The sequence below is a fragment of the Paraburkholderia caffeinilytica genome (assembly GCF_003368325.1).
Classification (GTDB): Bacteria; Pseudomonadota; Gammaproteobacteria; order Burkholderiales; family Burkholderiaceae; genus Paraburkholderia; species Paraburkholderia caffeinilytica.
This window is the reverse complement of record NZ_CP031467.1, coordinates 24,140-50,576: the sequence shown is the minus strand read 5'-3', so window position 1 is coordinate 50,576 and position 26,437 is coordinate 24,140. Positions and strand designations below refer to the sequence as shown.

Sequence of the window (26,437 nt, the reverse complement as noted above, 5' to 3'; positions counted from 1 at the left end):
TCCATTGTGGCTCGTTGAAGGACGCATTCGTCCGCTCGACGACGGAATCGACGAGGAAGCAGGAAAGCGTGTGGGGTGGGGGCGAGGCGGGGTGAGGCGAGGACATCCGGCGCGGCAGTTGCGCGCCGCGCCGGATGGACAAACGGGCAGGGGAAGGCGTTGGTTACGACTGGAGACTGACCTTGCTGTAGGTCAGCCGGCTGGGACGCACCTTCATGCGCACCAGCGACACGAGGAAGCTGAACCCGGCCTGATTCGGATCGATCACCGGCACATAGGCGCCCAGTTCGTCGCTGAGCAGCTTGGAGACGCGGCTCGCAACGTCCACGAAACCGGTGCACCCAAGCAGAATGGACTGCGCGCCGTCTTCCCTGATCGCCTTCAGCGCGGCTTCGAAGGTGCGAACCACCACCACGTCGACGTCGTCGAGCTGCGCGACAGGGCAATTGATCGCGCGAATCGAAGCGAACGTGTCCTCGATGCCATAGGTCTGCGGATGGCCGCGCTGCATCGCGAGCGTGCTTTGCAGGATCGTGACGATCGAGAACCGCTGGCTGAGCGCGAGCGCCGTAAAGGCCGAAGGGGGAAAGCCGCCGATGATCGGAATGTCGATCACCTCGCGCGCGGATTCGACGCCGCACATGTCGAAGTCGGTCAGCCAGATGCCGTCGAAACCGTCGTTGGCGATGGCTTGCGCAAGTTCGACCACCGGCATGCCGTTCTGCAGCCAGTTCGTGCGGTTCTCGATATCGGGATGCCCCTGCGTGATGTTGCGGATCTCGACCTGCACGTCCGGCGGCACAACCGGTGCAACGGCTTTCAGGATGCGGTCGTTGTATTGCGACGTGGCGACGGGCACGAGCACGCAGATGCGCAGGGGTGAATTCAATGGCGAGCTCAAGATACGTTTTCCTTGGTGGTGGAGGGGAGCGATTCGAGCGGCACATACGGTCCGAGATAGCCGAGCGAGTTCAGCAACTGCATGAAGCTGTCGAGAATCAGGCCCGGCTTGCGCAGTTCGGCTTCGGCGCGCCAGGCGATCAGCGTCACAGGACGCTTGCCGACCGCCGGGTTCAGCGAACCGTCGTCCTGCACGAGGTCGCCGTTGCTGAAGATCGACTGGCCTTCGCCGCCGACGAAATACGCGACGCTGTCCGGCGACAGCACGATCGGCTGCGGACGGGTGCTGTCCCACGCGAGCAGCGACTCGTTCTGGTACATCACCGTGTAGGTGTGCTGCCCGGCCTGAATGCGAATCTTGCCGACGTCGAAGCCGCCGCTCGTATCGACTTCGGCGGAAACCAGTTCGCCCGGCTCCGAGATGGCCCGCGCGGCGAGCCCGCAACGGTCGGCGAGATAGCCGATCATCTGCTGGGCGCTGCCGATCTGTCCGTCCTGCACCGCGCGCCCAAGGTCCAGCGCGCGCTTCAACGTGCCACGGATGGGTGTCGCGCGGCCGATGTCGGCGGGCGTCATGACCCACATCGCGAGGCCGCCGAACTGGCCGAACTCGGGATCGGCGACGACCGGACGCATCATCTGCTCGACGATCGCCGACACGTCGCGTTGATGAGTCGGACCGCCGTGGTTGCTGTCGCGCGGCGTCACGTCGAGCTCGACGCACAGGCCGCCCTGGCTCACGAGGAACGCCGGGCGCGGATCGATCTCGGCGGCCGCGAAGGTGAGCATCGGCAGCGAGGGGACGGCGCGGCCGGCCCCGTCGGCGTCGATGACCGCGAGGCCGAGCTTCGCCGCCACGAGTGCCGCCACCGTGAAGCCGAGCGCGCCGCTTTCCGGCGGCATCACGTAGGCGAGCTTCGTTGATTGCGATGCGAGCCGGGCCTGCACGTTCTGCACGGCCGTCACCGGCCCCAGAGGATAAATGGCCGAATTGATCGCTTCAGGTGCGCCGAGATAGGCGACCATGACTGCCGCGCCTTCAGTGGCTTCCTCGACCGACACGACCTTGATCGTGTCGGTCGGATAGTAGTCGCCGGGGACAAAATGCGCCGCCAGATGCCGCGCGGATTCGATCGTGCCACCGCCGCCGCTGCCAAAGAACGCGGCGCCAAGCAGCAGCGGTTCCAGGTCTTCCTTGCGTAACTCATAGGCCATTTGTTATTCCTTTCGTGTAGATGTCGATAGAAACTTCGCGCTGGAGTTCGGCGAGCAAACTCATGGCGCTCGCGACTCGCGTGGTTGAATCGGCTGCCAGCGAGCGCAAACCCCGCTCGAGTATATCGATTGCTTCGGCGATGCGGCCAGTGGCGCGCAGCAGATCGGCGAGGTAACGCGCGGCATCCACGCGCGCAGGCACCGACCCGAACGCGAGCGCCGTGGACAGCGCGGTACGCAAACCCAGCTCCGCGGCGTTAACCTCGCCGAGCGCCCACTGCGCGCGTGCCCGGGTGACCAGGAGTTCGCCGAGATAGACGCGTTCCTGGCGGGCGAGCGTCTCGTCGATCGCGGCGGCGAGCATGGTCTCGCATGTCTTCGCGCGGCCGGCGCGCAGCAGCAGCTCGCCGTGCTGCCACGCCATGAAGGAATAGAACAGCGCACCGCCATTGCAAACGACGTGGTTATCGTAGCCGTCGAGCATGACAGTTTCCGCTTCGTCGGAATGACTGAGCGCACTGAGATGGCAGGCGCGAAAGATCTGCCCGATGCCCCGGTAGAACGCGAAGCCGTTCATGATCGACACCGACTCGAGTTCGCTTGCGATGTGCCCCAGCCGGTCCATGTCTTCGAACAGGCAGGCGAGCCAGGCGGCGCCCTGCAGGTTGACGGCGTGAGCGAACGCGTGCGCGCCTGGCTCGGACGCGCGCAGGATCAGCATCTCCATGGCGCGGCGCGACTGGCCGAATGCGCCGATCTGGTAGGCCGCGAGTCCCTCGAAGGTCAGCGCGAGACTGGCGAGATCGATCCCTTGCGAGCCCGTGCGGGCATCGTCGCGCGCCACGCCAAGCAGGTTGCCGCGCGCGAGGCAGGCAAGGGCTTCCTCGCTGTCGCCTAGCCAGAAGAGGGTGTTCGTCATCGCGACGTGAGCTTCGTCGAGTGAAACCCGGTCGCCGCCGTTCTGCGCGCGCTCCAGCATGTTCTGGGCGGTCGCGCGTGCCTGCTTGAGCTGGAGCGTCGTTAGCTGCGTGGTCCAGACGCCGAACTGGATCGCGGCGATTTCAGCGGGGGTGCAGACGCCTTCGCCGATCGCCAGCGCGGCGGCGTAGCAGGCGGTGGCCTCCGCGTACAGCCAGCCGTGCACGCTGCGCAGGCTCATGCCGAGCAGCCGGTAGGCGTCGAACTGAAGACGGCGTGCGGCTTCCTGTTCGTGAGGTGTCTGCAGCAGATCGAGGCAGCGGCGCAACGGCGGAATCGCTTCGGCGAACTTCGACTCCTCGATCAGCGCGCTCGCATGTTCGAGACACTTGCGCGCTTCCCGGTGATGTTCCTCGCGCGATTTCAGACGCCGCTCGATTGTCTTGCGGCCCACGCCCAGCAGGGTCGCCGCCGCACTCTTGTTGCCCGTGGTCCGCTCGAGCGCGCGATCGATCAGGAGATCTTCGGCGGCGGCGAGCTTGTCGCGTCCTTCGAGTTGCAACAGCATGTCGGCGAGGCTTGCGCGCGACACCGGGCCGCCGGTTTCGTTGGCGAGAAACGGTTCGAGCGAGTCGACGTCGACGAGCGTGTTTTCGGCGAGCACGCTCAACTGGCTGATCAGGTTGCGCAATTGCCGGATGTGGCCTGGCCATGCGTGCTGGGCAAGCCGGCGAACGGCGGCAGGCGAGAACTCCAGACGGCGCGTGTGCTGCGAAGCGAAGTGGGCGACAAGGGCGGGAATGTCCTCGACGCGCTGCTCGAGTCCGGGCACGGCCAGCACGAAGACCGCGAGCCGGTAGAAGAGGTCCTCGCGGAATAATCCTTCGCGCGCGAGTTCGCGCAGGTCGCGGTGGGTCGAGGCGACCACGCGTCCTGCGAAGTGCAGACTGGCTGACGAACCGATCGGACGGAAAGTTCGCGTTTCGAGTACGCGCAGCAGTTTGGGTTGCAGCGCGAGCGGCAGTTCGCCGATTTCATCGAGCAGCAGCGTGCCCTTGCCGACCTGCTGGAAAAGTCCCTGGCGGTTTTCTCCCGCACCGGTGAACGCGCCTTTGACGTGCCCGAACAGTTCGGCTTCGACGAGGTTCTCTGGAATCGCGCCACAGTTGACGTCGACGAACGGTTGATCCTGGCGCAGGCTGCGCGCGTGCACGCGGCGTGCGACCAGTTCCTTGCCCGATCCGGTCGGCCCAAAAATCAACAGTGGATGATCGGTGGGGGCAACCCGATCGATCATCCGGACCAGTTGGCGAAACGCTGGCGCGCCGCCCACGAAGGCGCCGGAATCAGCCTTGTCGTGGGCGAACGGAACGTCAGGGGTGTAACTCATTACAAAATACGCTCCACATGATCCGCGCGTGGCGCTGCGCGGAAATTGCCGTCGAAAAGACGGGGCGGACGGTCATGCATCGATCCGGCGTCGGGCCAATTAGTCCAATCGCATGGTCGAAATCGTCCACCGCAATAAAGAGACAGAGTATGACGGCTTGCTGCCGATGTTGTCTTTTCGAAAATAACCCTCGCAACAGCCTATTTGCGGATTTCATCGCCGTGTGCTGGGAGCAGGGCACGCAGGCGAATTCACTGCGGCGGCGGTGACCGTAGCCATGAAGGTATCGGGCGGAAATGAAGCATCTTCCGGAGGCGGTGCCGGGTTGTCGAGTGAAAGGTGAATGTCAAGATTGGTGGCTGCGCTGCGGTGGCTTGCGGCAGGCGCGACGAGGCGCGCCAGGTCCCGCTCGTTCACTGGCCAGGCGTGCCGGCTGGCGGCCCGCCACCGCTTTATGGCGTGACAGGCCGCACGTGATTACAGCCAGCGCCAGACGCCCGCGGCCCAACCGGTGAGCGGCATATGAGCCCAGGTCGCCACGAGCCACACGACAATGCCGCCCAGCAGCGCGTGCAAGCCAAAGCCGCCCAGTTGCGCGCGGCCGGCGGCGATCGCCGCGAACGGCAGATAGCTCGTTTTCGACTCCCATTCAGGCCAGAGACCGGGCTGGAGCTGTTCTTTCTTCCGGTCCTGCAAGGCGGCGCCGACCAGCGCGAGGATGACGATCGCCGCTGCGACGATGATGTTCTTGAGCACCGGGAACACGGCGATATGACACAGCCCCCACAGCGCGAACGACCACATCATCGGGTGGCGCGTCACCGCGTACACGCCGCGCGCCGCTTCAGGAAACGGCGCGGGCCGGCCGCCGGTGGGAAGCGCCGGGTTACGGATGAAAGAGCCCATCAGGAGGATCGATGCGATCAGCATGACCGCGGTCGCAACGGCCCAGAGCCCGTTTCCTACCGGCCAAAGGAGTGTTGTCAAAGGTGCTTTCAGGTAGGCGGCGATCAACCAGCCGAGCGTCGCGAACGCAACCAGCGAATAGACGCCCGCGAATCCCGTTTCGCCAATCGCGCTGACCAAACGTCTGCGCAGCGGATGGGACAGGACAAAGTGACTGCCCACGAAGGCGACGGCCGCCGCCGCAACTGCGTTGGTGCTTCCCATTGGCCTGGCTCCTCAGGTTATATCGATGGTTGCCCGCATTGCACGTGTTCCATGTCCAGTACGGAAGACTACTCCTTTGCGTTGTCCCTTCCTTGCTGCTTTCAGGCATATTGGCATGCGTATGGCCTGGATCGAATGACAATCGACGGACACACTTCAGAGAAAGGTCATCGTCGACGTGAGTCATCCTGGTTCGCTATCTTTGCCCTTGCCCTTGCCCTTGCCAGACACGGACGCCAGCGAGTCTTCCGCACAGACGCGGGCCAATCTGTCGTCCGTCATTAATGGCCTTGTGACCGTGGTGTTAACCTTCACCGCCAATGCTGTATCGTGAGCGCCTCCGCCGTCGCACAGAGCCTACGATCTCCGTCGAAATGTCCCAGATGATCCCACTTCACCGCGATCCCGCTTTCTATCAGCTCCTTGCCGACAGCTACGCCCGGCTACTTGGCCGGCCCCTGGTGCAACAGGCCATGCCTCTCGCCGACGCTGCCGAATGGCTCTATGAGCATGCCCCGTTCGCGGTACTCGCGCACAACACCGATCCCGACCCGATCTTTATATACGGCAACAGGGCCGCGCAGCGCCGCTTTGAATATAGCTGGGATGAAATCACCCGGCTGCCGTCCCGACTCTCGGCCGAGGCCCCGAATCGCGAGGAGCGGCAGCAATTCCTCGCGCGCGTACAGCGGCTCGGCTACGAGGCGGGCTACAAGGGCGTGCGGGTCACCAAGTCGGGTCGGCGCTTCATGATCGAGGAAGCCACGCTGTGGCAGCTGCTCGATGCCGACGGCAAACTGCATGGCCAAGCGGTTGTGATCCCACGCACGCTCGACCTCTGATCACGCATTGACGGCAGTTCAGATCATCCCGCGCACGCTCGGCCTTTGATCGCGCATTGACGGCAGTTCAGATCGTCCCGCGCACGCTCGACCTCTGATCGCACATTGACCGCGGTTCAGATCGACTTGACTTCTCCGCCGTCCATTCTCAGCGTCGAGCCCGTCATCCAGTGCGCCCCGGGCGACACGATGAACGCCATCAGCTCGGCAATCTCCTCGGGCGTGCCGTACCTGGCGATTCCCGCCTCGACAGGAAACCGCGCCGTCGCTTCTTCGACTGTCATGTTGTGGAGCGGCGCCCAATGCTCCAGATAGGATTGCCGGCGGCCGGTCATCACCGGGCCGGGCAGCACGCTGTTGACCTGCACGCCGTCTGCAATCCCACGGTCAGAGAAGGCTTTCGCCAGGGCCACGATCGCCGCGTTGATCGTGCCCACGGCCGCGTACGGTGCTTTGGGGAACAGCGCCGAGTTACCCGACATCAACACCACCGATCCCGAGGTTTTCTTCAGCGCTGGCCATGCCGCGATCGTCAAGCGCCGCGCGCCGTGCAGCTTCAGCGCGAAGCCGCGGTCCCATTGATCGTCGCTCATCTCGAAGACATCGATCTGCGGCACCGCACCCGCGATGTTGAGTAGCGCGTCGATCTGCCCGAACGCCGACAGCGTCTGGTCGACCACTTTCTGCGCGGCCTGCGGATCGGACAGATCGAGGTCGATGGGAAGCGCTTCGGCACCGGCCTTTCTTACTTCGTCGGCGGTGTGAGCGAGGTTCTCGCGATTGCGCGCGACCAGCACGATCGACGCAAAATCTCGCGCCAACCGGATGGCAGTTGAACGGCCGATACCCTGGCTCGCACCTGTAACGATTGCTACCTTGCTGGACATGGTCTTTCTCCTTCACACCTGGAACACCTGGACGGGACGAACCGCCTGAGCAGCGACGTCTGGAACCACCACGACGCAGCGCTCACCCATCAGCGAATCAGAAATCCGCAAATAGCCGCGGCGATCTCCGCCGCATGCGTTTCCAGCGCGAAGTGGCCGGTGTCGAAAAAGCGCACCTCGGCGTTCGGGATGTCGCGCCTGAACGCCTCGGCGCCGGCCGGCAGGAAAAACGGATCGTTCTTCCCCCACACGGCAAGCAAAGGGGGCTGGTGGCTGCGGAAATACTGCTGGAACGCGGGATACAACGCGACATTGTTCCGATAGTCGCCGAACAGATCGAGCTGGATCTCGTGCGCGCCCGGGCGGCCCAGATAGAAGTCATCGAGCGAATAACCGTCAGGCGACACGGAAGCCGCGTCCCGAACGCCGTGCGTGTATTGCCATACTGTCGTTGCGTGCGTCAGCATGACGCGAAGCGCCTCGCGATTGGCCTGTGAAGGATCCTGCCAGTAAGCGCGGATCGGATTCCAGCCCTCGCTCAAGCCTTCTTCGTACGCGTTGCCGTTCTGCGAGACGATCGCAGCGATCCGCTCGGGGTGCCTGAGTGCGAGCCGAAAGCCCGTTGGCGCGCCGTAGTCGAATACGTACATTGCAAAGCGGTCGAATCCGATCTGCTCGGTGAAGCGCTCGATAACGGTGGCGATATTGTCGAACGTGTAGGCGAAAGCCTCGCGGCCCGGCATGTCCGATTGGCCGAAGCCGGGCAGGTCGGGCGCCACGATGTGGAAGCGCTCGGCCAGCAGCGGAATCAGGTCCCGGAACATGTGGCTCGAGCTCGGAAAACCATGGAGCAGCAGCAGTTTCGGCGCCGTTGGACGGCCCGCTTCGCGATAGAACACCTTGACGTCGTCGACGTCAGCGTAACGATAGGCAATGGAGGACATGGATTGACTCCGGATTGGGTAGAGGTGAGTCTGGACATGGCAGGCTCGAAGAGCGCCTGCCGGCACGACAGGGTTGAGTTGTCCCTAGCGCGCCGAAACGGACTGGGCCGCTTCGACGATCACGCCGGTTACGGTGTCAGGTGCTGTGACAATCGGCGTGTGATCGACCGGGTGAGCATGCACGCGCGCGTTCATGCGCCGCGCCATGAAATGCTGCGTGCCGGGATTGATCATCCGGTCCTGTTCCGCGACCAGGAACCAGCTCGGCCGGTCCTTCCAGAGTGGCCGCTCGACCGCCTCGCCAATGCACGACACTGAAATGGGACGCTGAACCGCGCCGAGCACCGTCAGCTCCTGCGCGGTGGCGTTCTGCGCGAACGCCGCTGCGAATGCCTCCTCGGGAAGCCAGATCAGGCCATGCCGATCCGGTGACAATCTGGGCGCGAGCGGGTGTGCTTCGTCGCGATAGAACACCTCGCCCACCGTCTCGCCTTCGGCAGGCGCAAGCGCGGCGACATAGACCAGCGCCTTGACGTTGCCGGCGCGCGTCGATCCGATCACTGCGCCGGCGTACGCATGGCCCGCGAGAATAACCGGACCTTCGATGCGTTCCAGCGTTCTATCGAGCGCGGCCACGTCTTCATGCAACGAGGTCAGCGGCAACGGCGCCGCAACGGCGTTGATGCCGTGCGCCTTCAGGCGTTCGACAACCTTGCTCCAGCTTGAGCCATCCGCCCACGCGCCGTGTACAAGCACCGCGCTCACCTTGCCAATAGACATTTCTCGCTCCTCTGAAGGAATGGCGTGCTGCGCGCGATGCACTTGCATCGCATCGAGTCACGCGATTTGTAACCTGATAAAAGCGTATTTACAGGTTACAAACGAGTCATGTAACTTGTCAAGTGCATTTTTAGTGGTTACGATGTAACTATCGTCACTTCATACTCGTCATGAGAAATGGACTACCGTCAGATGCCCGCGATCCTGGTGGCCGATGCGCCTGGCCTGGATTTCCTGAACTCGGTCGCGACGCCGGTGGATGAGGCAGTCGACTGGATCAGCGGCGGGGAAGGTTTGCTTGCCTGGCTGGACCAGGCGGGGTTTGTGCCGCGTGCGGCGCTCGAGTCGATACGAAGCCGCTCGACGCCGGCCGAACTCGACGACGTTGCCGCGCGGGCGCGCGAATTGCGCGAGTGGTTCAGGATATTTGTGCGAAAGAGGAAGGGGCGGCCGCTCGTTGCCAAGGATTTACGCGAGCTCGAACCCTTGAATCAACTGCTCGGGCAGGACCAGCAGCACGGCGAAATCGTTCTGAACACGTCGGGCGGTGCGGCGAGCTTTGAACTTCGCGCGAAGCGGCGCTGGCAGTCGGCGGAGTCGCTGCTGATGCCCATCGCCGAGGCGTTGGCGAGGCTGACATGCGAAGAGGATTTCACCTACGTGAAAGCATGCGAAGGCCCGAAGTGCACGTTGATGTTTGCGGACCACACACGTGGTCACGCGCGCCGGTGGTGCAGCATGGCGATCTGCGGTAACCGCGCGAAGGTCGCGGCTCACCGTAAGCGGATCAAGGAGCAGGAGAGCGCTTAGGTACGCTTGGATTGCGATTCCCGGGAAACGAATTACTCGCGTATGTGCAGTGGCCCGCATTTCTCCGGGACTCAGGCAATTCCAACTTGCGGAGTCATTGCTGCAAAATAATCACTTCGATCCGATTAAGATCGAGTTATTCCATTTGCATACTCTGACGGAAAGGTCCGCGAGTTTGCACTGTTGATGCAAAGACCCCTGTACTATATGGTTCAGCGGAAATCGGCCCCGGGAGCCAGCGTGAGATAAGCCGGCGAGTGAGCCGGTGCGAGACGCGCCGCATAGGCCACGTAAAAACATGAACAATTTTATTCGACCCCCTGTTTACTATCCGGCATCCGTCGTTTTCGTGGACGACAGCGACAGCTACCTCGATGCATTACGCCGATTCTTTCCGGACATTTCCACCAATCTGTTTTTCACGCGGGCTCAAACCGCACTCGCTTTCATCCGCAAACATGCTCGCGAGAATTCGCTGGTATTTGCGCCGGCGTCGGCCGGTTTGAGCGAGGTCGGTCTGGAACGGTTTGTCGAAACCTCGGCCGAGCGTGACGTGCTGGCCCGGAATGCCCGATTTGCGGAGGTGGCCGCGGTGGTCGTCGATTACGACATGCCTGGGCTGAGTGGCGTCGAATTCCTTTCGTCCATATCCAATTTGCGCTGTGCGAAGGTGCTCCTGACCGGCGTTGCGGATGAGACCGTCGCGGTGAAAGCCTTTAATGCCGGAATCGTCGATCTGTATCTGAGAAAGACGGATGCGGATTCGGCCAACAGACTGGTTCACTTTCTGAAAGATGCCAGAAACAGGCATTGCTCGGAGGCAGGCTGGCTGGGTCTGGGCGAAAACGGCATGACCTATTGCGATCCGCGAACGAGGAAGGTCGTCGACATGGTGGTTGCCGCGGAAAACATCGTCGAGTACTACTGGCGTCCGGAGCAGAATGCCATCCTGATGTTCGACCGCGCGGGCAATCCGAGCGTGTTCCTTGCGTGGGCCGAGAACGACTGGATCGCCCAGTCGGAAATCGTGGCGGACGAGTGTGGGCCGGCGGATCTGTTGAAGCAGATGGCGGTACGCGAGTCGATGCCCGTTTTCTGGCCGTACCTGGCCTTTCGTCCCGGCGCGCGCTTCAGAACGGTGACGCCGCGAACCATCCCTGACTGGGACGACGCATTCTATTGCTGGACTAGAATAGACCCGGCCGACGTGGGTCTGAGCACGCTGACATTTTCGCAATGGCGCAGTGACCGGAATCAGCAAGTCCACCCATGAGGGATCGGCCTCCTTGCTGACTCCGCTATGAGCATGCCGGAATAGCCCAACGTTTCCAGACACATTGAGCCACATGTACGCCATTCCGACCGCCTTTGTGTCAGCGCTGTTCGTGGTGTTCGGTCTTTACGTACTCATCACGCAAGGGGTGACGCGTCTGTCCGCGCCATTCCTTTTGATGTGCACGGCGACATTTGCATGGCAGGGCACCTGGACCTTGCTGTTCCAGACGGAAAATCCCCATATTGCAGGCGTGCTGGTCCGGGTCGGTTATCTCTTCATTCTTTTCCTGCCCACCACGTTCTATCACTTCGTCACGGAGGTGGCGGCGAGGCGCCGCGAGCGTCCGGTCCTGCTCGCGTCTTACGGAATATGTCTGGTCCTCGCCGTGCTGCTGCCCGGCGACGAAGTGGTCGCCGGCTACCGGCACTTTTTCTTTGGCTACTATCCGAGCGCCGGGCCGATGCATCCCTTGCACGTTCTGCAGACCGTATTGCTGGCCGGCCGCAGCGGACAGCTCCTGCTCGGCGCCCGCAAGCAGGCCGGCGGCGAAGCGCGCAGGCGGCTCGATCTCTGCTTTGCGAGCTTATGCCTCTACTCGTTCGCGGCAGTCGACTACGCGGTCAACTACGGCTACGCGTTCTATCCGCCGGGTGTGCTGTTCATCGCCCTCAGCCTGGGGCTTCTCGCGATCACGATCGTCCGCTATCACCTGATTCACCCCTATGCGATCGCGGCGACAATCGCGCACGAAATCGCCACGCCGCTCGCGACGATCGCCATGCACGCCGACGAAATTTCCAGCGTATGGGCGCATGTGTTCAAAGGTTACCGGCTAGCCGTCACGCACGGGCTGTACGAGGATCAGGAGGTGCATTCCGGGCAGTCCGAGCGCATCAGCCAGCTCGCCACGGCAATCAGGCGGGAGGTGTCGGGCACCAGCGCGATGGTCGAAATGGCGCTCGCATCGTTCACTCTTGATCGGCTGGACCGCACCCGCTTTAGCCCGCATTCCATACAGCAATGCGTCGTGTCGGCGCTGGAGCGCTATCCATTCCGCGGCGACGAACGCGCACGCGTCACCGTGGCGCCGATCGATGCCGCGCTATGCTTTTCGGGTTCGGACACGCTGGCGGTTTTCGTCCTGTTCAATCTGCTGAAAAACGCGTTGCACGCGATTCACGTGAGCGGTGAAGGCGAGATCGCAATCAGCGCGGTTCAGGAGCACGGCTTTTGCGTGCTGCGATTCCGCGACACGGGGCCGGGCATCGCACCCGACGTTCTGCCGCATATCTTCGACGCCTTCTTCTCGACCAAGCGGCACGGAAGCGGCGCCGGAATGGGGCTCGCATTCTGCCGCCGCGCGGCGGAGCTTCTGGGCGGCACGATCGAATGCATGTCGACGCGCGGTTCGCACACCACCTTCACCGTGCGCTTGCCGGTACCGGGTTCGCCGGCGGACCGTGCGCTGAGCAAAGCGCCGGCGCGCTCCTTGCGCCGGCGTCCAGAGTGAAGGTTAACGGTGGAAATTAGCGGTAAAACTCAAAGATAAAACTCAGCGGTAAAACGAACGGCGGAGTCCGCCGCTGAGATCAGGCGCTCAGCGCTGTCCACGGCAGCTCATACTCCTTGACCCGCTCGACGATGCCTTCCGGAAAGCGCCGGATCTTCCGGTCCCGCCCGGCGTACAGGATCTGCTGGTAACCCTGCGAAACCTGGCGCCCATCCACGCAGAAGCGAAACAGCAGGTAGGCCGAGCACTGCTTGACCTGCACCGTGTTCAGATAGCAATCCACGTGTTGAAACGGGAACGTTTCGTGGACGTACTCCTGGTGCGCGCGTTTGGTCACGAACATGCCGTCCGATCCCAGCAGATCGTTGTGAATGCACTCATGAAACCATCGCTCGCGGCAAACGCCTTGCCACTCGAAGTAACGGGAGAAATATGTATTCATGAACGCGTTCGAGTCCTTCAGATAGATGTCGAACGTATGGTGGAAGGTCTTCAGCGAGGCCGTGGCGATCATCGGGTCTTCCGAAAGAAGGGCGGAACCTCGGTTCAGGGCGGTAGGGATTGTGTCTCGCATCAACATACGATTTTCCTTTTGCAGGAACGGCTGCTTGCGGCAGCCACGCATGCCTCCCTGTACGGCAGGCACATCCCATTCTGTTGGGGATGGGGGCCGAATGGCTATTGGCTGACAAACATGTGGTGTGGAAATATGCGCGCTGCCGCCTTCGAGGCAACGATCTCCGTCGCCATCACGCATACGCTTGCCGTCTGCGCGGACTATGCCGCAACGCTCGCTTGCAACCACCGGAGAAGCGGCTTCAATTTCTCGCGATACTCATTGCGCGGCGGATGCACCAGATAGTATCCAGCGCCGGTCTCCACCACGCGTTTGAACGGCGTCACCAGTGAGCCGCTTGTCAGATTCTCTTCGACGAGATTCAGATCCCCCAGCGCCACACCCAACCCGCGCGCCGCGGCACTGAAGGCGAGGTCCAGCGTGTCGAACACCTGCTCCCGGTACGTATGCGCGGCAAGGTTGCCTTCCTGCTGCAGCCACAGAATCCAGCCGCGCCGGCCGAAGCTGGAATGCAGCAACGTATGGTGTTTCAGATCTTCGGGTTCGACGAGCGGCGGCGTGCCACTGGCGATCTGCGGCGAGCAGACCGGCGTCAATCTCTCGCGCATCAGGCAGGTGGCTTCCAATCCTTCCCAATTGCCGGTGCCGAACAGGATCGCCGCGTCGAGCGTGCCCTCGCCGAAGTTGGTCGGCAGAAACCAGGCGGTGTCGATGTTCAACTGCGTACCCGGCACTTCAGCGTAGAAGTCGGTCAGGCGCGGCAGCAGCCAGCGCGCCGCCAGCGTGGGGGTGACACGCAAGGTAATGGTCTGGCCGCCGGAGTTCGTGATGTGCATCGAGCGGCGTGCGGTCGCCAGCAACTCTTCGACGATCGGCACCAGCCGTTGGCACTCCGCAGTCTGCACGACCATGCGCGTGTGCCTGACGAACAGCGCGCAGCCGAAATACTCCTCGATCTGTTGAATATGCCGGCTCACCGCGCTCTGGCTGAGAAACAGCTGCTGCGATGCCGCCGTGAAATTGCCGCAGCGAGCGACCACCAGCAGGGTTTGCAGCACGTTGAAGGGAGGATAGCGTTCGATCTTCATTTATGCATAACTCGCATGGTAACCATGAGATTTTACCGTTTGTGGGCGGAAAATTGGCGTTCTTAAATCCCCTCGACGAGCCCGGACTTCCGCCGCTGAAGTCGCCTCGCCGGGCGCGTTACGGCGCCCGCGCTGAGCAGTGGATCTGCCTTGTGTAGCGGGCGGAAACACCGGATTGACACCGTCTTGAACCATGCGTTTGAGGGAGCTTTCGTTTGGCCCGATCTACCGTTATGTCGCCTCTGCCAGAGGGCAGGCCCGCGTCGTCAAGCCATGCACACAGTGCAAGTGCGCCAGAGGGGCTGGGCAGCGTTTCCGGCAAGGGGCATGTCAGGCGCCAGCCGAGCCTGACCGTGCTGCCCGGGCCGCGCTGGCCGGAAGGGCGTCGCTCTTGCGTCGCGCTCGCGTTCGATCTCGACGGTCCAACCGGCGACGCGATGCTCAACGGTTCGATCTGGACCAACCCGTCGTATTTCACATTGGGCAGTTACGGCCCGTGGCGTGCGCTTGGCCGTCTGCTCGACATGCTCGACGAGCGCCGCGTGCCGGCGACTTTCTTCGTGCCGGCCTGGGTCGTCGAAAACTGGCCGGATCAATGCGCGGCGATCGTCGCGGGCGGTCATGAGATCGCTTACCACGGCTACCGGCACGAGGCTTTCTGGACCCTGGATCGCGACGGCCAACGCGCCGTGATGGAACGCTCCGCTGAAGTCTTCGTTCAATATCTCGGCATTCGGCCGGTTGGTTTTCGCACGCCTTCCGGCGACTGGGGGCCTGACACGATCCGCGTGCTGATGGAAGCCGGCGTGCGCTATTCGAGTTCGATGCGAGGCGACGACCGTCCGTACCTGCTGCACGCCGAAGGGATCGCCGAGCCCATGGTCGAAATTCCGGGCCGCTGGGAGCTCGACGATTATGCGTCGCTGGCCTATCACCGCAACCCGGATTTTCCGGCGAGCCTCGATCGCATTGCGAGCTATGACGCGACGCTCGACAACTGGCGTCGCGAATTCGACGGCTCGCATCGCGACGGACTTTGCCTGACCACGCTGTTTCATCCGAAGGTGTCCGGCAAACCCGGCCGTATCGCGCTGCTCGAAAGACTGATCGATCACATGCATGCACAAGGCGACGTATGGTTCGCCACGTGCGGCGACGTCGCGCAATGGTGGCTCGACAACAATGCGTCGGGACACGCGCAGGAGCTCAGCGCATGAATGCACTTCGCTGGCCGCACGAGGCGCGCTGCGCGGTCGTCGTCACGGTCGACTTCAACGACGAACACGGCATCCTGACTCAGGAGCCGCGTATCGCCGGTCGCGAGAAATCGCTTTCGGTCTGGCGCTACGGCGCGAAGCGGGGCGTGGATCGCGTGCTCGACTCGCTCGACGAGTTCGACGTCCGCTCGAGCTGGTTCCTGCCCGGACGCGTGGCGCAAACCCACACAGACTTGCTGCGCCGTATCGACGCGCAGCAACACGAAATCGGCACGAGCGGATTTCGCTGCGAGAACTTCGACACGCTCACGTTCGACGAGCAACGACAAGCGTTCCTTGCCGGCCAGCAGGCGCTCGTCGATACGCTCGGTCGGCGCGTGCAGGGGTTTCGTTCCTTCACCGGCAATTGGGCGCCGGGTTTCGCGGACTTTCTGCGCGGCGAAGGGGTGACGTGGTCGTCTTCATGGCGCGGCGACGATCTGCCGTATTTTCATCTGCCTGATGCGGGCACGAATGCGAACGCGGACGCAGGCGCGGTGGTGGCCGGCGACACACCGCCGCTGGTCGAACTGCCGCTGCACTATGAGCTCGAAGACGAACCGTACTTCGTCTACAACCTGTCACCGGCGGTGCCGGTCGGACAGCCGCGAATTCCCTCGTATCGGGAAGTGCTGGCGAACTGGAAGCAGGATTTCGCGGCGTTCCGCCGCTTCGGTTTGTGCTTCGTACTGAGGCTGCATCCGGAGCTCATCGGTACGGCGGGACGCATCGACGTGTTGCGCGAGTTGCTCGCGGAGATGCGTTCGCATGACGACGTGTGGTTCGCAACAGGCGCGGAGGTGGCGGCCTGGTGGCGCCAGAACGTCGACGGTAACGAGCCCGGTCATCCGGTCGACGTTTTTGCCCGGCATCGGGAGGCGGCACGATGAGCGCGCGTGATCTATCACTGTCGGAGCAACTCGCGGCATTCGTCGCCGACATACCCGACGAGGCGCTGCCGGCAGCCGTCGTCCATAAGGCCAAGCGGCATGTCCTCGACACGCTCGGCGCGTCGCTGGCCGGCGCCGCGGCCAGCGCATCGCGCAGCGCGCGGGCGGTCATGTCCGGCGAGGGCCCAGGCGTGGCGCAGGTATGGGGCACGCGGCAATCGCTCGGACCGCGCAGCGCGGCCTTCGTCAACGGCGTCGCCGCCCATGCATTGGAACTCGACGACTCGGGCGGCTGCGATCATTCCGGCGCCGTCGTGCTGCCCGCCGCCTTCGCGGCGCTTGCCTGCTCGCCGCGGCCGGTGTCGGGGCGCGAGTTTCTTGCGGCGGTGGTGCTCGGCTATGACGTCGGCCGGCGAGTGCTCGAAGCGTGCGGCGGATATTCGCCGCACAACGCACGCGGCTGGCATTCGACGATGACCTGCGGCGTGTTCGGCGCAGCGGCGGCAAGCGCGCGCCTGCTCGGACTCGACGCCGCGCAAACGGGCGCGGCGTTCGGCCATGCGGGCAGCTTCAGCGGCGGCTTATGGGGTTTCATCCACGACGCGTCGCAAACAAAACGCATGCACACCGGCCGAGCGGCGGAAGGCGGATTACTGGCGGCATTGCTGGCGCGGGAAAACGTCAGTGGCCCGACGCAGGTGTTCGCGGACGTATGGGGCGGCTTCTTCAACGCCTTTGCGCCCGACACGCAGAAGCCCGAAGCCTTGCTCCACGAACTGGGCGACACGTGGAAGATCATGCGCTGCTCGATCAAGCCGCACGCATCGTGCCGCAGCACGCATGCGGCAGTGGACGCCACGCTCGATCTGCTGCGCGACGTCAATTACGACCCGGACAGGCTGTCCAATGTGCACGTCAGATTGAGCGCCTTCGTCGAAGGCATGTGCGGTGGCCGCGATTTGCGCAATCTGGCTTCGGCGCAAATGAGTTTGCCGTATGCGGTCGCTGCAGTGCTGGTATATGGCCACGCGGGAATCGCTGCGTATCTCGAAGCTGCGCGAACCGATCCGCGCATGGCCGCGATGATGGCGCGCATCACGCTCGAAGTCGATCCGGCGATGTCCGATCTGGACGAGCCCATCGTCACGCTCACGCTCGCCGATGAGGCGCCGCGCTCGCGTCAGGTGCTCACCCCGCTCGGCGATCCGCGCAATCCGTTGTCGGATGCGGACTTGCTGTCGAAGTACCACGCGCTGGCCGCCATGGCGCTCGACGACACGTCGGCGAGCGCGCTTGCCGATGCCGTATTCGATCTGGACAATCTCGCCGACGCGCGGATGCTGCTGGCGTGGCTGGGTGGCGATGCCGACGCCAAACCCGCGTTGCGGTAAGCGACAGGCCGCGACGAAGCTTCAATCGTTTTGATGACAAGCGTTCAATTCTTTAAAGGTGTGTCCTCCATGTACAAGTCGAACCCGCTGCGCGCCGCGTCCCGTTTGATGGCAGTCTGCCTGTCGACATTTCTCTTCGGCGCCGCCGCCCATGCGCAAGCGCTGCCCGATTCGATTGCCAGGGCGAAGGTCATCAAGGTCGCGGTCAACTCGATCTACCCGCCGATGGAATACAAGGACCCGGAGAGCGGTGAACTGGTCGGCTTCGATATCGACCTGGGCAATGCGATCGCGAAGCAACTCGGCGTCAAGCTGGACTGGCAGGAGTCGGCGTTCGAACAATTGCTGCCTTCGCTTGCGACCGGACGTGTGGACATGGTGCTGAGCGGATTGAGCGACGTACCGGGGCGCCGCGATACAGCGGACTTTCTCGATTACCTGTATTCGGGCGCGCAGTTTTACATTCTGACGGGCGCGCATGGCGGCGAGATCCGGCAGTCGGCGGATCTGTGCGGGAAGCCGGTCGGTACGAGCCGCAGCACCTCATTCCCGGCGGACACCGCGGCATGGAGTGCGAAGAACTGCATCGGCAAAACGCCGATCACGGTGGTGGGTACGGAAGACACCTCATCGGCGCGCATGCAGTTGAAGCAGGGGCGAATCGTGGCGGGCGTGCAGGGCAGCGAAACCCTGCCGTACGCAATGAAGCTCGAACCGAACACCTACAAACCCATTGGCGAACCGTTCGCGGCTTCGCCTGAAGGGATCGCTTTTGCGAAATCCAACCCGAAGCTGCGCGATGCGGTGCGGGCCGCGCTCGACAAGCTGGTCGCCAACGGCACGTACAGTGCGATCGTCGCGAAGTGGGGGCTGCAATCGAGCGCGGTTCAGCAGGTGACGATGAACGGTGCGAAGGACCATTGAAGCACGCGAGTCACTCCACGTTCTCGCTCAGCCACATGGCGAATGCGGACACGAGCGGCGTATCGGACAACTCCTGGCGGGACACCAGGTAATACGCGTGTCGCGACGGCACGGTGATGTTGAACGGCCGGATCAGCGTGCCGTCCACAAGGTCGTCCCGCACCGAGAAACTGTCGCCGAGCGCCACACCTTGACCGCGAACCGCCGCTTCGATACCGATATGCGCATTGCCGATTTCCAGAATCCTGATGCCCTCGAGTTTGTCGGCCGATGCGTGCGCGAGCCAGCGCATCCACGATCCGGAGTGCTCGCAAAACAGCGCCTTTCCCGCGAGATCCTCGATCTTGCGGATCGCGTTGGGGCCGTTCATCAAAGCGGGGCTGACGACCGGAAACAGCGCGGGATGCGTAATCAGCGAAACGTGACGATCGCGCCAGCGGCCTTCTCCGTAGCGCACGCATACATCGACGTCGGGCGAATACACCTCGCGGTCGTCGTTGGAAGGGATCACTTTCAGATTGATCGCCGGGTACTGGTCGAGAAACTTGCCGATGTGCCGGGCCATCCAGCGCGACGTGAACAGCAGCGGCGTGGACACGACGAGGTCGCCGGCCATCTCCGGTGAGTCCAGCTTGACCACGGCGTTGGCGATCATGTCGAAGGCGTTTTTGACGGGCTGCAGCAAAGCCTCGCCTTCGCGCGTGAGTTTCACGCGCGCCTTTGATCTGACGAACAGCGTCACGCCGAGCGACTCTTCGAGAATGCGGATCTGATGGCTGACCGCACTGGCGGTCACATGCAGTTCCTGCGCGGCGCCGGCCACGCTCGCGCGCCGCGCGGCAGCCTCGAACGCACGGAGTGGATTGAGCGGTGGCAGACGGTTTCGCATGAGGCGGGAAGAGATGCTGAGAAAAATTTCATTTGAACGGAATTTAATTCTCGCTACAAGAAGAAAAACTGGATACGTACAGTGGAGTCAACTTAACCGAGGACTGACAGCGATGAATATTTCTGAACCGATCGAGCGTTTGTGGGGCGGGCGTTTCAAGTCGGGACCGTCGGCGGCGCTCAAGGCGCTGTCGCGTTCGGACCCGAGCTTCTTCCGGCTCGCGCCGTACGATCTGGCCGGTTCCCGCGCGCATGCGCAGGAGCTGCGCCGCGCGCAGATTCTCACCGAGGAAGAACTGCAGCAACTGCTGGGCGAAATGGACAGGCTGCAAGCACAGTACCTTGCCGGCGAGATCGGACCGTCGCAGGACGACGAGGACGTGCACACGTTCCTCGAACGCGAATTGACGCAGCGTTTGGGCGCCACCGGCGGCAAGCTGCGCGCGGGCCGCTCGCGCAACGACCAGGCGGCCAACGACTTGCGCCTGTTCCTGCGCGACAAGGCACGCACGCTGGCGCACGCGGTGATCGATTTGCAGAACGCACTGATCGAACAGGCCGATGCACACACCCGCAGCGTGACGGCCGGCTTTACCCATCTGCAGCCGGCGCAGCCGGTCGTGTTCGCGCATCACTTGCTGGCTCACGCGCAGTCGATTTACCGCGACGTCGATCGTCTGGTGGACTGGGACCGGCGCAGCGCGCGCTCGCCGCTGGGCGCGGCAGCGCTGGCGGGTTCGGCGATCTGCGTGCGCCCGGAACTGTCCGCTGTGGAGCTGGGCTATGACGCGCCGTGCGAGAACTCGATCGACGCGGTCGCCTCGCGCGATCACGTGGCGGAATTCGTGTTCATTGCGAGCATGCTGTCGGTGAACCTGTCGCGACTGTCGGAGGAAGTGATCCTGTGGACGACGCGCCAGTTCGGCTGGGTCGTGCTGGACGACGGCTACGCGACAGGCAGCTCGATCATGCCGCAGAAGAAGAACTCGGATATCGCCGAGCTCACGCGCGGCAAGGCAGGGCGGCTGATCGGCAATCTGGGCGGCTTGCTGGCGACGCTGAAGTCGCTGCCGCTCGCGTACAACCGCGATCTGGCGGAAGACAAGATCGCCGCGTTCGACAGCATCGACACGCTGGAGTTGGTATTGCCCGCAATGGCTGGCATGATCCGGACAATGCAGGTGAACGTGGGCGAGATGCGCCGCCAGGCGCCGCTGGGCTTCACGCTCGCCACGGAGGTCGCCGACTGGCTCGCGCTGCGCGGCATTCCGTTCAGCGAGGCGCACGAAATCACGGGCGCGCTGGTGAGGGCGTGCGAAGAGCAGGGCATCGAGCTGGGCGAGGTGTCGGTGGCGACGTTGGCGCAGGTCGATGCGCGGCTGGAGGCGTCGGTGCTGGAACACGTGACGCTCGACGCGGCGGTGGCCGCGCGCAGCGGCTACGGCGGCACGGCGCCGGCTCGCGTGGAAGAGCAGATCGCCCGGTTGCGCGCGGCGATCGACCGGCAGACCGCGTGGGCGGCCGACTACAGGGGGCCATCATGGTAAGCATGTCAAACGATCGGGCGGCACTGCCCGCCGAGGCTCAAAAGCAGGTAGCCGAGATGAATGAGGACGTCACCGATATTTCGCATCTGGAGCATGTGCGGCGTCGCTACTGGGGCCGTTATGTCGCCTCGGCGGCGATCATCGCGCTGATTGGGTACGTGGTGCTGGCGTTCGCGCACGGGCAGATCGAATGGCGTTACGTCGCGCGCTTCCTGACGGCGCGCTCGATCCTGACCGGCCTTGCCAACACGATCGTGATGACGGTGCTGGCAATGGCGCTGGGCGTGGTGCTCGGCGTGATCACCGCGATCATGCGGCTGTCGCCCAACCCGGTGTTGCAGGCGGTCGCGCAAGGCTATGTGTGGCTGTTTCGCGGTACGCCGGTGATCCTGCAACTGCTGCTGTGGTTCAACCTGGCGCTGGTGTTTCCGTCGATGGGCATCCCGGGGCTGTTCGAATTCCGCACGGTGGACGTGATGACGCCGTTCCTCGCCGCGCTGCTGGGGCTGGGGATCAACCAGGGGGCGTACACGTCGGAGGTGGTGCGCGCGGGGCTGCTCTCCGTGGACACGGGCCAGTATGAAGCGGCCAAGTCGATCGGCATGCCGCGTTTGCAGGCGCTGCGCCGGGTGATTTTGCCGCAGGCGATGCGGGTGATCGTGCCGCCGATCGGCAACGAGCTGGTGGGCATGGTGAAGCTCACGTCGCTCGCGAGCGTGATCCAGTATGCGGAGATGCTGCACAACGCCGAGAACATCTACTACGCGAACTCACGAGTGATCGAACTGCTGATGGTGGCCGCCGTCTGGTATCTGGTGGTGGTGACGGTGCTCTCGTTCGTGCAGTCGCGAGTGGAGCGGCATTACGCCCGCGGCGCGGGACGTGCATCGGGCCGGCAATGAAAGCCCCGGCGACGACAGGACAAGGAGCCGAAATGAATTCAATCGTTCGCGCGGTCGACGTGCGCAAGTCATATGGCGAGTTCAAGGCGCTGCAGGGCATCACGCTGGATGTGGCCAAAGGCGAGGTGCTGTGCGTAATCGGGCCGTCGGGCTCGGGCAAGAGCACGTTCCTGCGGTGCATCAACCAGCTGGAGAAGATCAACCACGGCGCGCTGTGGGTGAACGGCGAACTGGCGGGCTACCGGCGGGTGGGCAACCGCCTGCACGAGCTCTCGGAGCGGCAGGTGGCGCGCCAGCGTCTGGCGACGAGCATGGTGTTCCAGAAATTCAACCTGTTTCCGCACAAGACGGCGCTGGAGAACGTGATCGAAGGTCCGGTGCAGGTCCTCAAGCGGCGGCGCGCGGAGGCGGAAGAAGAGGCGCGTTCGTTGCTGAAGCGGGTCGGCCTCGCTCACAAGTGCGATGCGTTCCCGGTGGAGCTGTCGGGTGGACAGCAGCAACGGGTGGCGATTGCACGCGCGCTGGCGATGCATCCGCAACTGATGTTGTTCGACGAGCCGACCTCGGCGCTAGATCCCGAACTCGTGGGCGAGGTGCTGGCGGTGATGCGGGACCTGGCGCAAAGCGGCATGACGATGATCGTGGTGACGCATGAACTCGGCTTCGCACGCGAGGTGGCCAACCGGGTGGTCTTCATGGATCAGGGGCAGGTGGTGGAAACCGGCACGCCCGATCAGGTGCTCGGGCAGCCGAAGCATAGACGTACGCAGGATTTCATCTCGGCGGTGCTCTCCTGACAACAGCCGTGGGTCCCGGCCGGGGCCCGCTTTTTAAATTCTTCGAACAAGCGAGTTTCTATGAACGCGTCCCTTCGTTTGCGTGAATGGTTCACCCTGGCAGTTGGCGTGCTTGCGCTGCATGCCCCGCTTTCTCATGCGCAAACCGCCGCGCCGTCCATCCCCAGCATTGGCAAGAGCACGCTCGTCGCGGCGATCGTGCCGAACTATCCGCCGTTCGAATACAAGGATCCGGCCACCGACAAGCTGATGGGTTTCGACGTCGATCTCGGCGAAGCGCTCGCCGCGAAGCTCGGCGTCAAGCTCGAATGGCAGGAGACCAGCTTCGACCAGATGATGAGCGCGCTGACCACGAAGCGCGTCGACGTGATCCTGTCGGGCATGACCGATCTGCCCGAGCGCCGCGGGGCGGTGAACTTCCTCGACTACATCACGACCGGCCCGCAGTTCTATACGGTAAAGGCGCGTGCGGGAGAGTTCGCGACGATGGATGCGCTGTGTGGAAAGACCGTCGGCACGAGCCGCCGCACATCGTTTGTCAACGACACCACGAAGTGGAGCGATGAGCATTGCGTGAAGGCAGGCAAGCCGCCCATCAAGGTGATCGGTACGGATGGTTCGTCGGATGCGCGCATGCAGTTGCGCCAGAACCGGATCGATGCGGCGGTGCAGGGCGGTGAAACCTTGCCGTACCAGAACTCGATTGAGCAGAACGCGTACGCGCCGATCGGCCAGCCGTTCCTGTCGCAGTACACCGCACTCGGCATGTCGAAGGACAACGCGGCGCTCAACACCGCGTTGACCACCGCGTTCAACCAGCTGATCGCCGACGGTACTTACCAGAAGATCCTGGCGAAGTGGGGTTTGCAGCAACACGCCGTGCCGAAGGTGCTCGTCAACGCCGGCACCTGACGCGGGCGCAAGCCTCGCCTTGGCCTTCATCACGCGCGGCGGGGCGCGCGCCACCGGTTGCCCAAGCCAGCGGCTCACGGTCGCGGGCTTGGGCGCTTTGATTCCACTATGCGTTGTCTACCAGTGCGTGGCGCCGCCTTTCAGCTCTGAGCCATCGCCTTGCCGACATGATCGGCGAACGCTTTGACCTTGGCCGAATGCCGGCGCTCCACCGGGCTCACCAGATGGATCGGGATGGGGATCGTTTCCCAGTCCGGCAACATTCGCAGCACTTCGCCACGGGCCAATTCGTCATCGAACAGCCACGTCGGCGAATAGCCGATACCCATGCCCGCGAGCACCGACGCCCGCATGACCTCGCTGCTATTGGTCTGCAGATTACCCTCGACCCGCACGATGCGCGTGGTTCCCACCGGCTCCGCCGCGCCGGGTCCTGCCGTGAAGCGCCACGCGTTGCGCATCGCCAGTTCGGTGTAGACGATGCAGTTGTGCTCGGCCAGGTCGTCGGGAACTCGCGGCGCTTTCGTTCCCTTGGGCAGTGAGCGCACGTAGCTGCGATGCGCCATCAGCATCCGTTGCGCCGTTCCTACCCGACGCGCGATCAAGCTGCTGTCCGGCAGATCGCCGAGCCGCACCGCGACGTCGATGCCCTGTTCCACGAGGTCGATAAAGCCGTCGCTCAGGCGCAGGTCGATCTTCACGCCGCGATGCGTTGCCAGAAACGACTGAACCCATGGCATGAGCTTGAGGCGCCCGAAGCCGACTGAAGCCGCAATCCGCAGCCAGCCTGTCAGTTGTTGCTCGCCGCGCCGCAGCGCGCCTTCGGCCTCCGCGATCTCGGCGACCAGGCGCCGCGCCTGTTCGAAATAGTGTTCACCGTCCTCCGTCAGGGCAAGCGAACGCGTGGTTCGCGTCAGTAGCCGTGCGCCCAGTTCGCGTTCGAGCGCCGCGATCTGTTTGCTCACCGCGCTTTGCGTCGTGTCGGCCTCGTGCGCGACCGCCGAAAAACTGCCGGCCTCCACCACGCGCACGAACGTCTTCATTGCCTGCAGCTTGTCCATTATTTGCTCAATATATTCCTGATGGGAATCAGTCATATGAGCATACACCATCTATATCGCCGATCGGGAATCAGTCAAAGTTCACCCATCGCAAACGCGATTCGATTCAACCCAACCCACGGAGTACTGAGATGAACGCACCCGTCGTCCTTATCACTGGCGCGCTGACCGGCATCGGCCGCGCTACCGCTCTTGCTTTCGCTCGCGAAGGAAACCGCGTGGTCGTCAGCGGCCGTCGCGAAGAGGCAGGCCAGGCGCTTGCCGCCGAACTGCGCGCGCTCGGCGCCGAAGCCGAGTTCCTGCGCGCCGATGTGCGTTTCGAAGCTGAAGTGCGCAGCGTCGTCGAGCAGACTGTCGAGCGTTTCGGGCGCCTCGACGTGGCGGTCAACAACGCCGGTACGGAAGGTCAACTGGCGCCGATCGTCGAGCAGACGACGACCAATTACGAAGACACGTTCTCGGCCAACGTGCTCGGCACGCTGCTGTCGCTCAAACACGAAATGCGCGTGATGCTGGCGCGGGGCGCGGGCTCGATCATCAACCTCTCGTCGATCGCGGGCCAGGTCGGCATCGCGGGCGCGTCGGTCTACGCGGCCAGCAAGCATGCGGTCGAAGGCCTCACGAAGAGCGCGGCGCTCGAAGGCGCTGCCGCAGGTGTGCGTGTCAACGCCGTGGCGCCGGGACCTGTCGCGACCGAAATGCTCGACCGCTTTGCCGGCGGCAGCGAAGAAGGCAAGGCCAGTTTCCTCGCGACGATCCCGGCGCGACGCGCCGCGACGCCAGACGAGATCGCCCAGACCATCGTGTTCCTTGCGAGCGACAAGGCACGCTACCTCACCGGACAGAGCATTGCAGTCGACGGCGCCTACACGGCGCAATAACGCACGCGTTTTTCCACCCGGCTTTATTCGTCTTTTTGCCAAGGAGCATCACCATGACCACCATCAACGTCCCGACGCGCGACGAGGTTTCTCCGGCTAACCAGGCCATCTTCGACAAGCTCAAGAGCAGCCTCGGCACGGTGCCGAACCTGTATGCGACGCTCGCCCATTCGGAGCATGCGCTCGGCAACTACCTTGCGTTCCAGAACGCGAAGAGCAGCATCAACGGCAAGGCGCGCGAAATCGTGAACCTCGTCGTGAGCCAGGTCAACGGCTGTGAATACTGTCTGGCCGCGCACACCATGATCGGCAGGATGAGCGGCTTCACCGACGAACAGATCCTCGAAATCCGCAGCGGCAAGGCAAGTTTCGACGCGAGGTTCGACGCGCTCGCACGCCTGGTGAAGAACATCGCCGTCAACCGCGGGCACGCCGATCAGGCGCTCGTCGAGGCGTTCTTCGCCGTGGGCTGGACCAAGGCCAATCTGGTCGACACGATCGTCGTGATCGGCGACAAGACCGTCACCAACTATCTGCACGGAACGACGCGCGTACCGGTGGACTTCCCCGCTGCGCCGCAACTCGCTGCCTGATGATCGCAGCCGGGCAGGGCGCGGCGTTCATGAGATGTTCGCTTTGCCCGGTTGAGCATCGAACAGCGATAACGGACGCCCGTTAGTT

At 63.4% G+C, this 26,437-nt stretch carries 25 protein-coding genes; 14 read left to right on the top strand and 11 right to left on the bottom strand.

Going from position 1 to position 26,437, the window contains the following annotated elements:
* Nucleotides 1–163: 163 nt before the first annotated feature.
* From DSC91_RS16180 to DSC91_RS16165, 4 genes are all read right to left on the bottom strand, one after another.
* A complete protein-coding gene (locus tag DSC91_RS16180) occupies nucleotides 164–889 on the bottom strand; it encodes an aspartate/glutamate racemase family protein (protein WP_115783286.1) in 726 nt (241 codons plus the stop codon).
* An 8-nt stretch (nucleotides 890–897) separates the two neighbouring features.
* Nucleotides 898–2,115, bottom strand: a complete 1,218-nt coding sequence (locus DSC91_RS16175; RefSeq protein ID WP_115779905.1) for a DUF917 domain-containing protein — start codon at nucleotides 2,113–2,115, stop codon at nucleotides 898–900.
* Entirely contained in the window at nucleotides 2,105–4,423 is a 2,319-nt protein-coding gene (locus DSC91_RS16170) for a sigma-54 interaction domain-containing protein (RefSeq protein ID WP_115779904.1), read from the bottom strand. Before DSC91_RS16170 ends, DSC91_RS16175 begins: the two co-directional genes overlap by 11 nt.
* 477 nt (nucleotides 4,424–4,900) lie before the next feature.
* A complete protein-coding gene (locus DSC91_RS16165) occupies nucleotides 4,901–5,593 on the bottom strand; it encodes an NnrU family protein (protein WP_115779903.1) in 693 nt (230 codons plus the stop codon).
* Nucleotides 5,594–5,976: 383 nt separating this feature from the next.
* Between DSC91_RS16165 and DSC91_RS16160 the strand changes: the two genes are divergently transcribed.
* On the top strand, nucleotides 5,977–6,435 hold the full coding sequence (locus DSC91_RS16160) for an MEKHLA domain-containing protein (RefSeq protein WP_115779902.1): 459 nt from the start codon (nucleotides 5,977–5,979) through the stop codon (nucleotides 6,433–6,435).
* A 116-nt stretch (nucleotides 6,436–6,551) separates the two neighbouring features.
* On the opposite strand, the gene DSC91_RS16155 is transcribed toward DSC91_RS16160, so the two are convergent.
* The 3 genes from DSC91_RS16155 to DSC91_RS16145 form a co-directional block, all read right to left on the bottom strand.
* The gene (locus DSC91_RS16155) at nucleotides 6,552–7,322 is read right to left on the bottom strand and encodes an SDR family oxidoreductase (RefSeq protein ID WP_115779901.1); all 771 of its coding nucleotides are present in this window, start codon (nucleotides 7,320–7,322) and stop codon (nucleotides 6,552–6,554) included.
* An 89-nt stretch (nucleotides 7,323–7,411) separates the two neighbouring features.
* Nucleotides 7,412–8,266 carry an alpha/beta fold hydrolase gene (locus DSC91_RS16150; RefSeq protein ID WP_115779900.1) on the bottom strand — a complete coding sequence of 285 codons (855 nt, stop codon included), beginning with the start codon at nucleotides 8,264–8,266 and terminating at the stop codon, nucleotides 7,412–7,414.
* 84 nt (nucleotides 8,267–8,350) lie between these two features.
* Entirely contained in the window at nucleotides 8,351–9,046 is a 696-nt protein-coding gene (locus DSC91_RS16145) for an alpha/beta hydrolase (protein WP_115779899.1), read from the bottom strand.
* Between the two features lie 177 nt (nucleotides 9,047–9,223).
* Here DSC91_RS16145 and DSC91_RS16140 point away from each other — a divergent pair, with 177 nt between their 5' ends.
* The 3 genes from DSC91_RS16140 (at nucleotide 9,224) to DSC91_RS38520 (ending at nucleotide 12,642) form a co-directional block, all read left to right on the top strand.
* The gene (locus DSC91_RS16140; protein WP_115779898.1) at nucleotides 9,224–9,856 is read left to right on the top strand and encodes a CGNR zinc finger domain-containing protein; all 633 of its coding nucleotides are present in this window, start codon (nucleotides 9,224–9,226) and stop codon (nucleotides 9,854–9,856) included.
* A 298-nt stretch (nucleotides 9,857–10,154) separates the two neighbouring features.
* Entirely contained in the window at nucleotides 10,155–11,129 is a 975-nt protein-coding gene (locus tag DSC91_RS16135) for a response regulator (RefSeq protein ID WP_115779897.1), read from the top strand.
* A gap of 73 nt (nucleotides 11,130–11,202) precedes the next feature.
* Nucleotides 11,203–12,642: a sensor histidine kinase gene (locus tag DSC91_RS38520; RefSeq protein ID WP_115779896.1), complete on the top strand. Its 1,440-nt coding sequence runs from the start codon at nucleotides 11,203–11,205 to the stop codon at nucleotides 12,640–12,642.
* Nucleotides 12,643–12,721: 79 nt separating this feature from the next.
* Here DSC91_RS38520 and DSC91_RS16125 read toward each other — a convergent pair whose 3' ends face one another.
* Both DSC91_RS16125 and DSC91_RS16120 read right to left on the bottom strand, forming a co-directional pair.
* Nucleotides 12,722–13,222, bottom strand: coding sequence for an acyl-CoA thioesterase (locus tag DSC91_RS16125; RefSeq protein ID WP_115779895.1), 501 nt, complete (start codon nucleotides 13,220–13,222; stop codon nucleotides 12,722–12,724).
* A gap of 197 nt (nucleotides 13,223–13,419) precedes the next feature.
* Complete coding sequence (locus DSC91_RS16120; protein WP_115779894.1) at nucleotides 13,420–14,307, bottom strand: LysR substrate-binding domain-containing protein; 888 nt, start codon at nucleotides 14,305–14,307, stop codon at nucleotides 13,420–13,422.
* A 233-nt stretch (nucleotides 14,308–14,540) separates the two neighbouring features.
* Here DSC91_RS16120 and DSC91_RS16115 point away from each other — a divergent pair, with 233 nt between their 5' ends.
* From DSC91_RS16115 to DSC91_RS16100, 4 genes are all read left to right on the top strand, one after another.
* Complete coding sequence (locus tag DSC91_RS16115; RefSeq protein WP_229758397.1) at nucleotides 14,541–15,524, top strand: polysaccharide deacetylase family protein; 984 nt, start codon at nucleotides 14,541–14,543, stop codon at nucleotides 15,522–15,524.
* Nucleotides 15,521–16,453, top strand: a complete 933-nt coding sequence (locus tag DSC91_RS16110; RefSeq protein ID WP_115779893.1) for a polysaccharide deacetylase family protein — start codon at nucleotides 15,521–15,523, stop codon at nucleotides 16,451–16,453. The genes DSC91_RS16115 and DSC91_RS16110 overlap by 4 nt, the downstream gene beginning before the upstream one ends.
* Nucleotides 16,450–17,844, top strand: a complete 1,395-nt coding sequence (locus DSC91_RS16105) for an MmgE/PrpD family protein (RefSeq protein WP_115779892.1) — start codon at nucleotides 16,450–16,452, stop codon at nucleotides 17,842–17,844. Before DSC91_RS16110 ends, DSC91_RS16105 begins: the two co-directional genes overlap by 4 nt.
* A gap of 69 nt (nucleotides 17,845–17,913) precedes the next feature.
* Nucleotides 17,914–18,768, top strand: a complete 855-nt coding sequence (locus tag DSC91_RS16100; RefSeq protein ID WP_229758396.1) for an ABC transporter substrate-binding protein — start codon at nucleotides 17,914–17,916, stop codon at nucleotides 18,766–18,768.
* 10 nt (nucleotides 18,769–18,778) lie between these two features.
* On the opposite strand, the gene DSC91_RS16095 is transcribed toward DSC91_RS16100, so the two are convergent.
* A complete protein-coding gene (locus DSC91_RS16095) occupies nucleotides 18,779–19,657 on the bottom strand; it encodes a LysR substrate-binding domain-containing protein (RefSeq protein ID WP_115779891.1) in 879 nt (292 codons plus the stop codon).
* Between the two features lie 112 nt (nucleotides 19,658–19,769).
* On the opposite strand from DSC91_RS16095, the gene argH reads away from it, so the two are divergent.
* From argH to DSC91_RS16075, 4 genes are read left to right on the top strand one after another with little or no spacing between them, the layout of a single operon-like run.
* A complete protein-coding gene (argH, locus tag DSC91_RS16090; RefSeq protein WP_208645763.1) occupies nucleotides 19,770–21,203 on the top strand; it encodes an argininosuccinate lyase in 1,434 nt (477 codons plus the stop codon).
* 56 nt (nucleotides 21,204–21,259) lie between these two features.
* On the top strand, nucleotides 21,260–22,105 hold the full coding sequence (locus DSC91_RS16085) for an amino acid ABC transporter permease (protein ID WP_115783282.1): 846 nt from the start codon (nucleotides 21,260–21,262) through the stop codon (nucleotides 22,103–22,105).
* A gap of 32 nt (nucleotides 22,106–22,137) precedes the next feature.
* On the top strand, nucleotides 22,138–22,902 hold the full coding sequence (locus DSC91_RS16080) for an amino acid ABC transporter ATP-binding protein (RefSeq protein WP_115779890.1): 765 nt from the start codon (nucleotides 22,138–22,140) through the stop codon (nucleotides 22,900–22,902).
* A 60-nt stretch (nucleotides 22,903–22,962) separates the two neighbouring features.
* Nucleotides 22,963–23,814: an ABC transporter substrate-binding protein gene (locus tag DSC91_RS16075; RefSeq protein ID WP_115779889.1), complete on the top strand. Its 852-nt coding sequence runs from the start codon at nucleotides 22,963–22,965 to the stop codon at nucleotides 23,812–23,814.
* A 140-nt stretch (nucleotides 23,815–23,954) separates the two neighbouring features.
* Here DSC91_RS16075 and DSC91_RS16070 read toward each other — a convergent pair whose 3' ends face one another.
* Entirely contained in the window at nucleotides 23,955–24,875 is a 921-nt protein-coding gene (locus DSC91_RS16070) for a LysR family transcriptional regulator (protein WP_115779888.1), read from the bottom strand.
* 131 nt (nucleotides 24,876–25,006) lie between these two features.
* Here DSC91_RS16070 and DSC91_RS16065 point away from each other — a divergent pair, with 131 nt between their 5' ends.
* Together DSC91_RS16065 and DSC91_RS16060 are read left to right on the top strand one after the other, a co-directional pair.
* Nucleotides 25,007–25,756: an SDR family NAD(P)-dependent oxidoreductase gene (locus DSC91_RS16065; RefSeq protein ID WP_115779887.1), complete on the top strand. Its 750-nt coding sequence runs from the start codon at nucleotides 25,007–25,009 to the stop codon at nucleotides 25,754–25,756.
* 53 nt (nucleotides 25,757–25,809) lie between these two features.
* The gene (locus DSC91_RS16060; RefSeq protein ID WP_115779886.1) at nucleotides 25,810–26,349 is read left to right on the top strand and encodes a carboxymuconolactone decarboxylase family protein; all 540 of its coding nucleotides are present in this window, start codon (nucleotides 25,810–25,812) and stop codon (nucleotides 26,347–26,349) included.
* Nucleotides 26,350–26,437 lie beyond the last annotated feature (88 nt).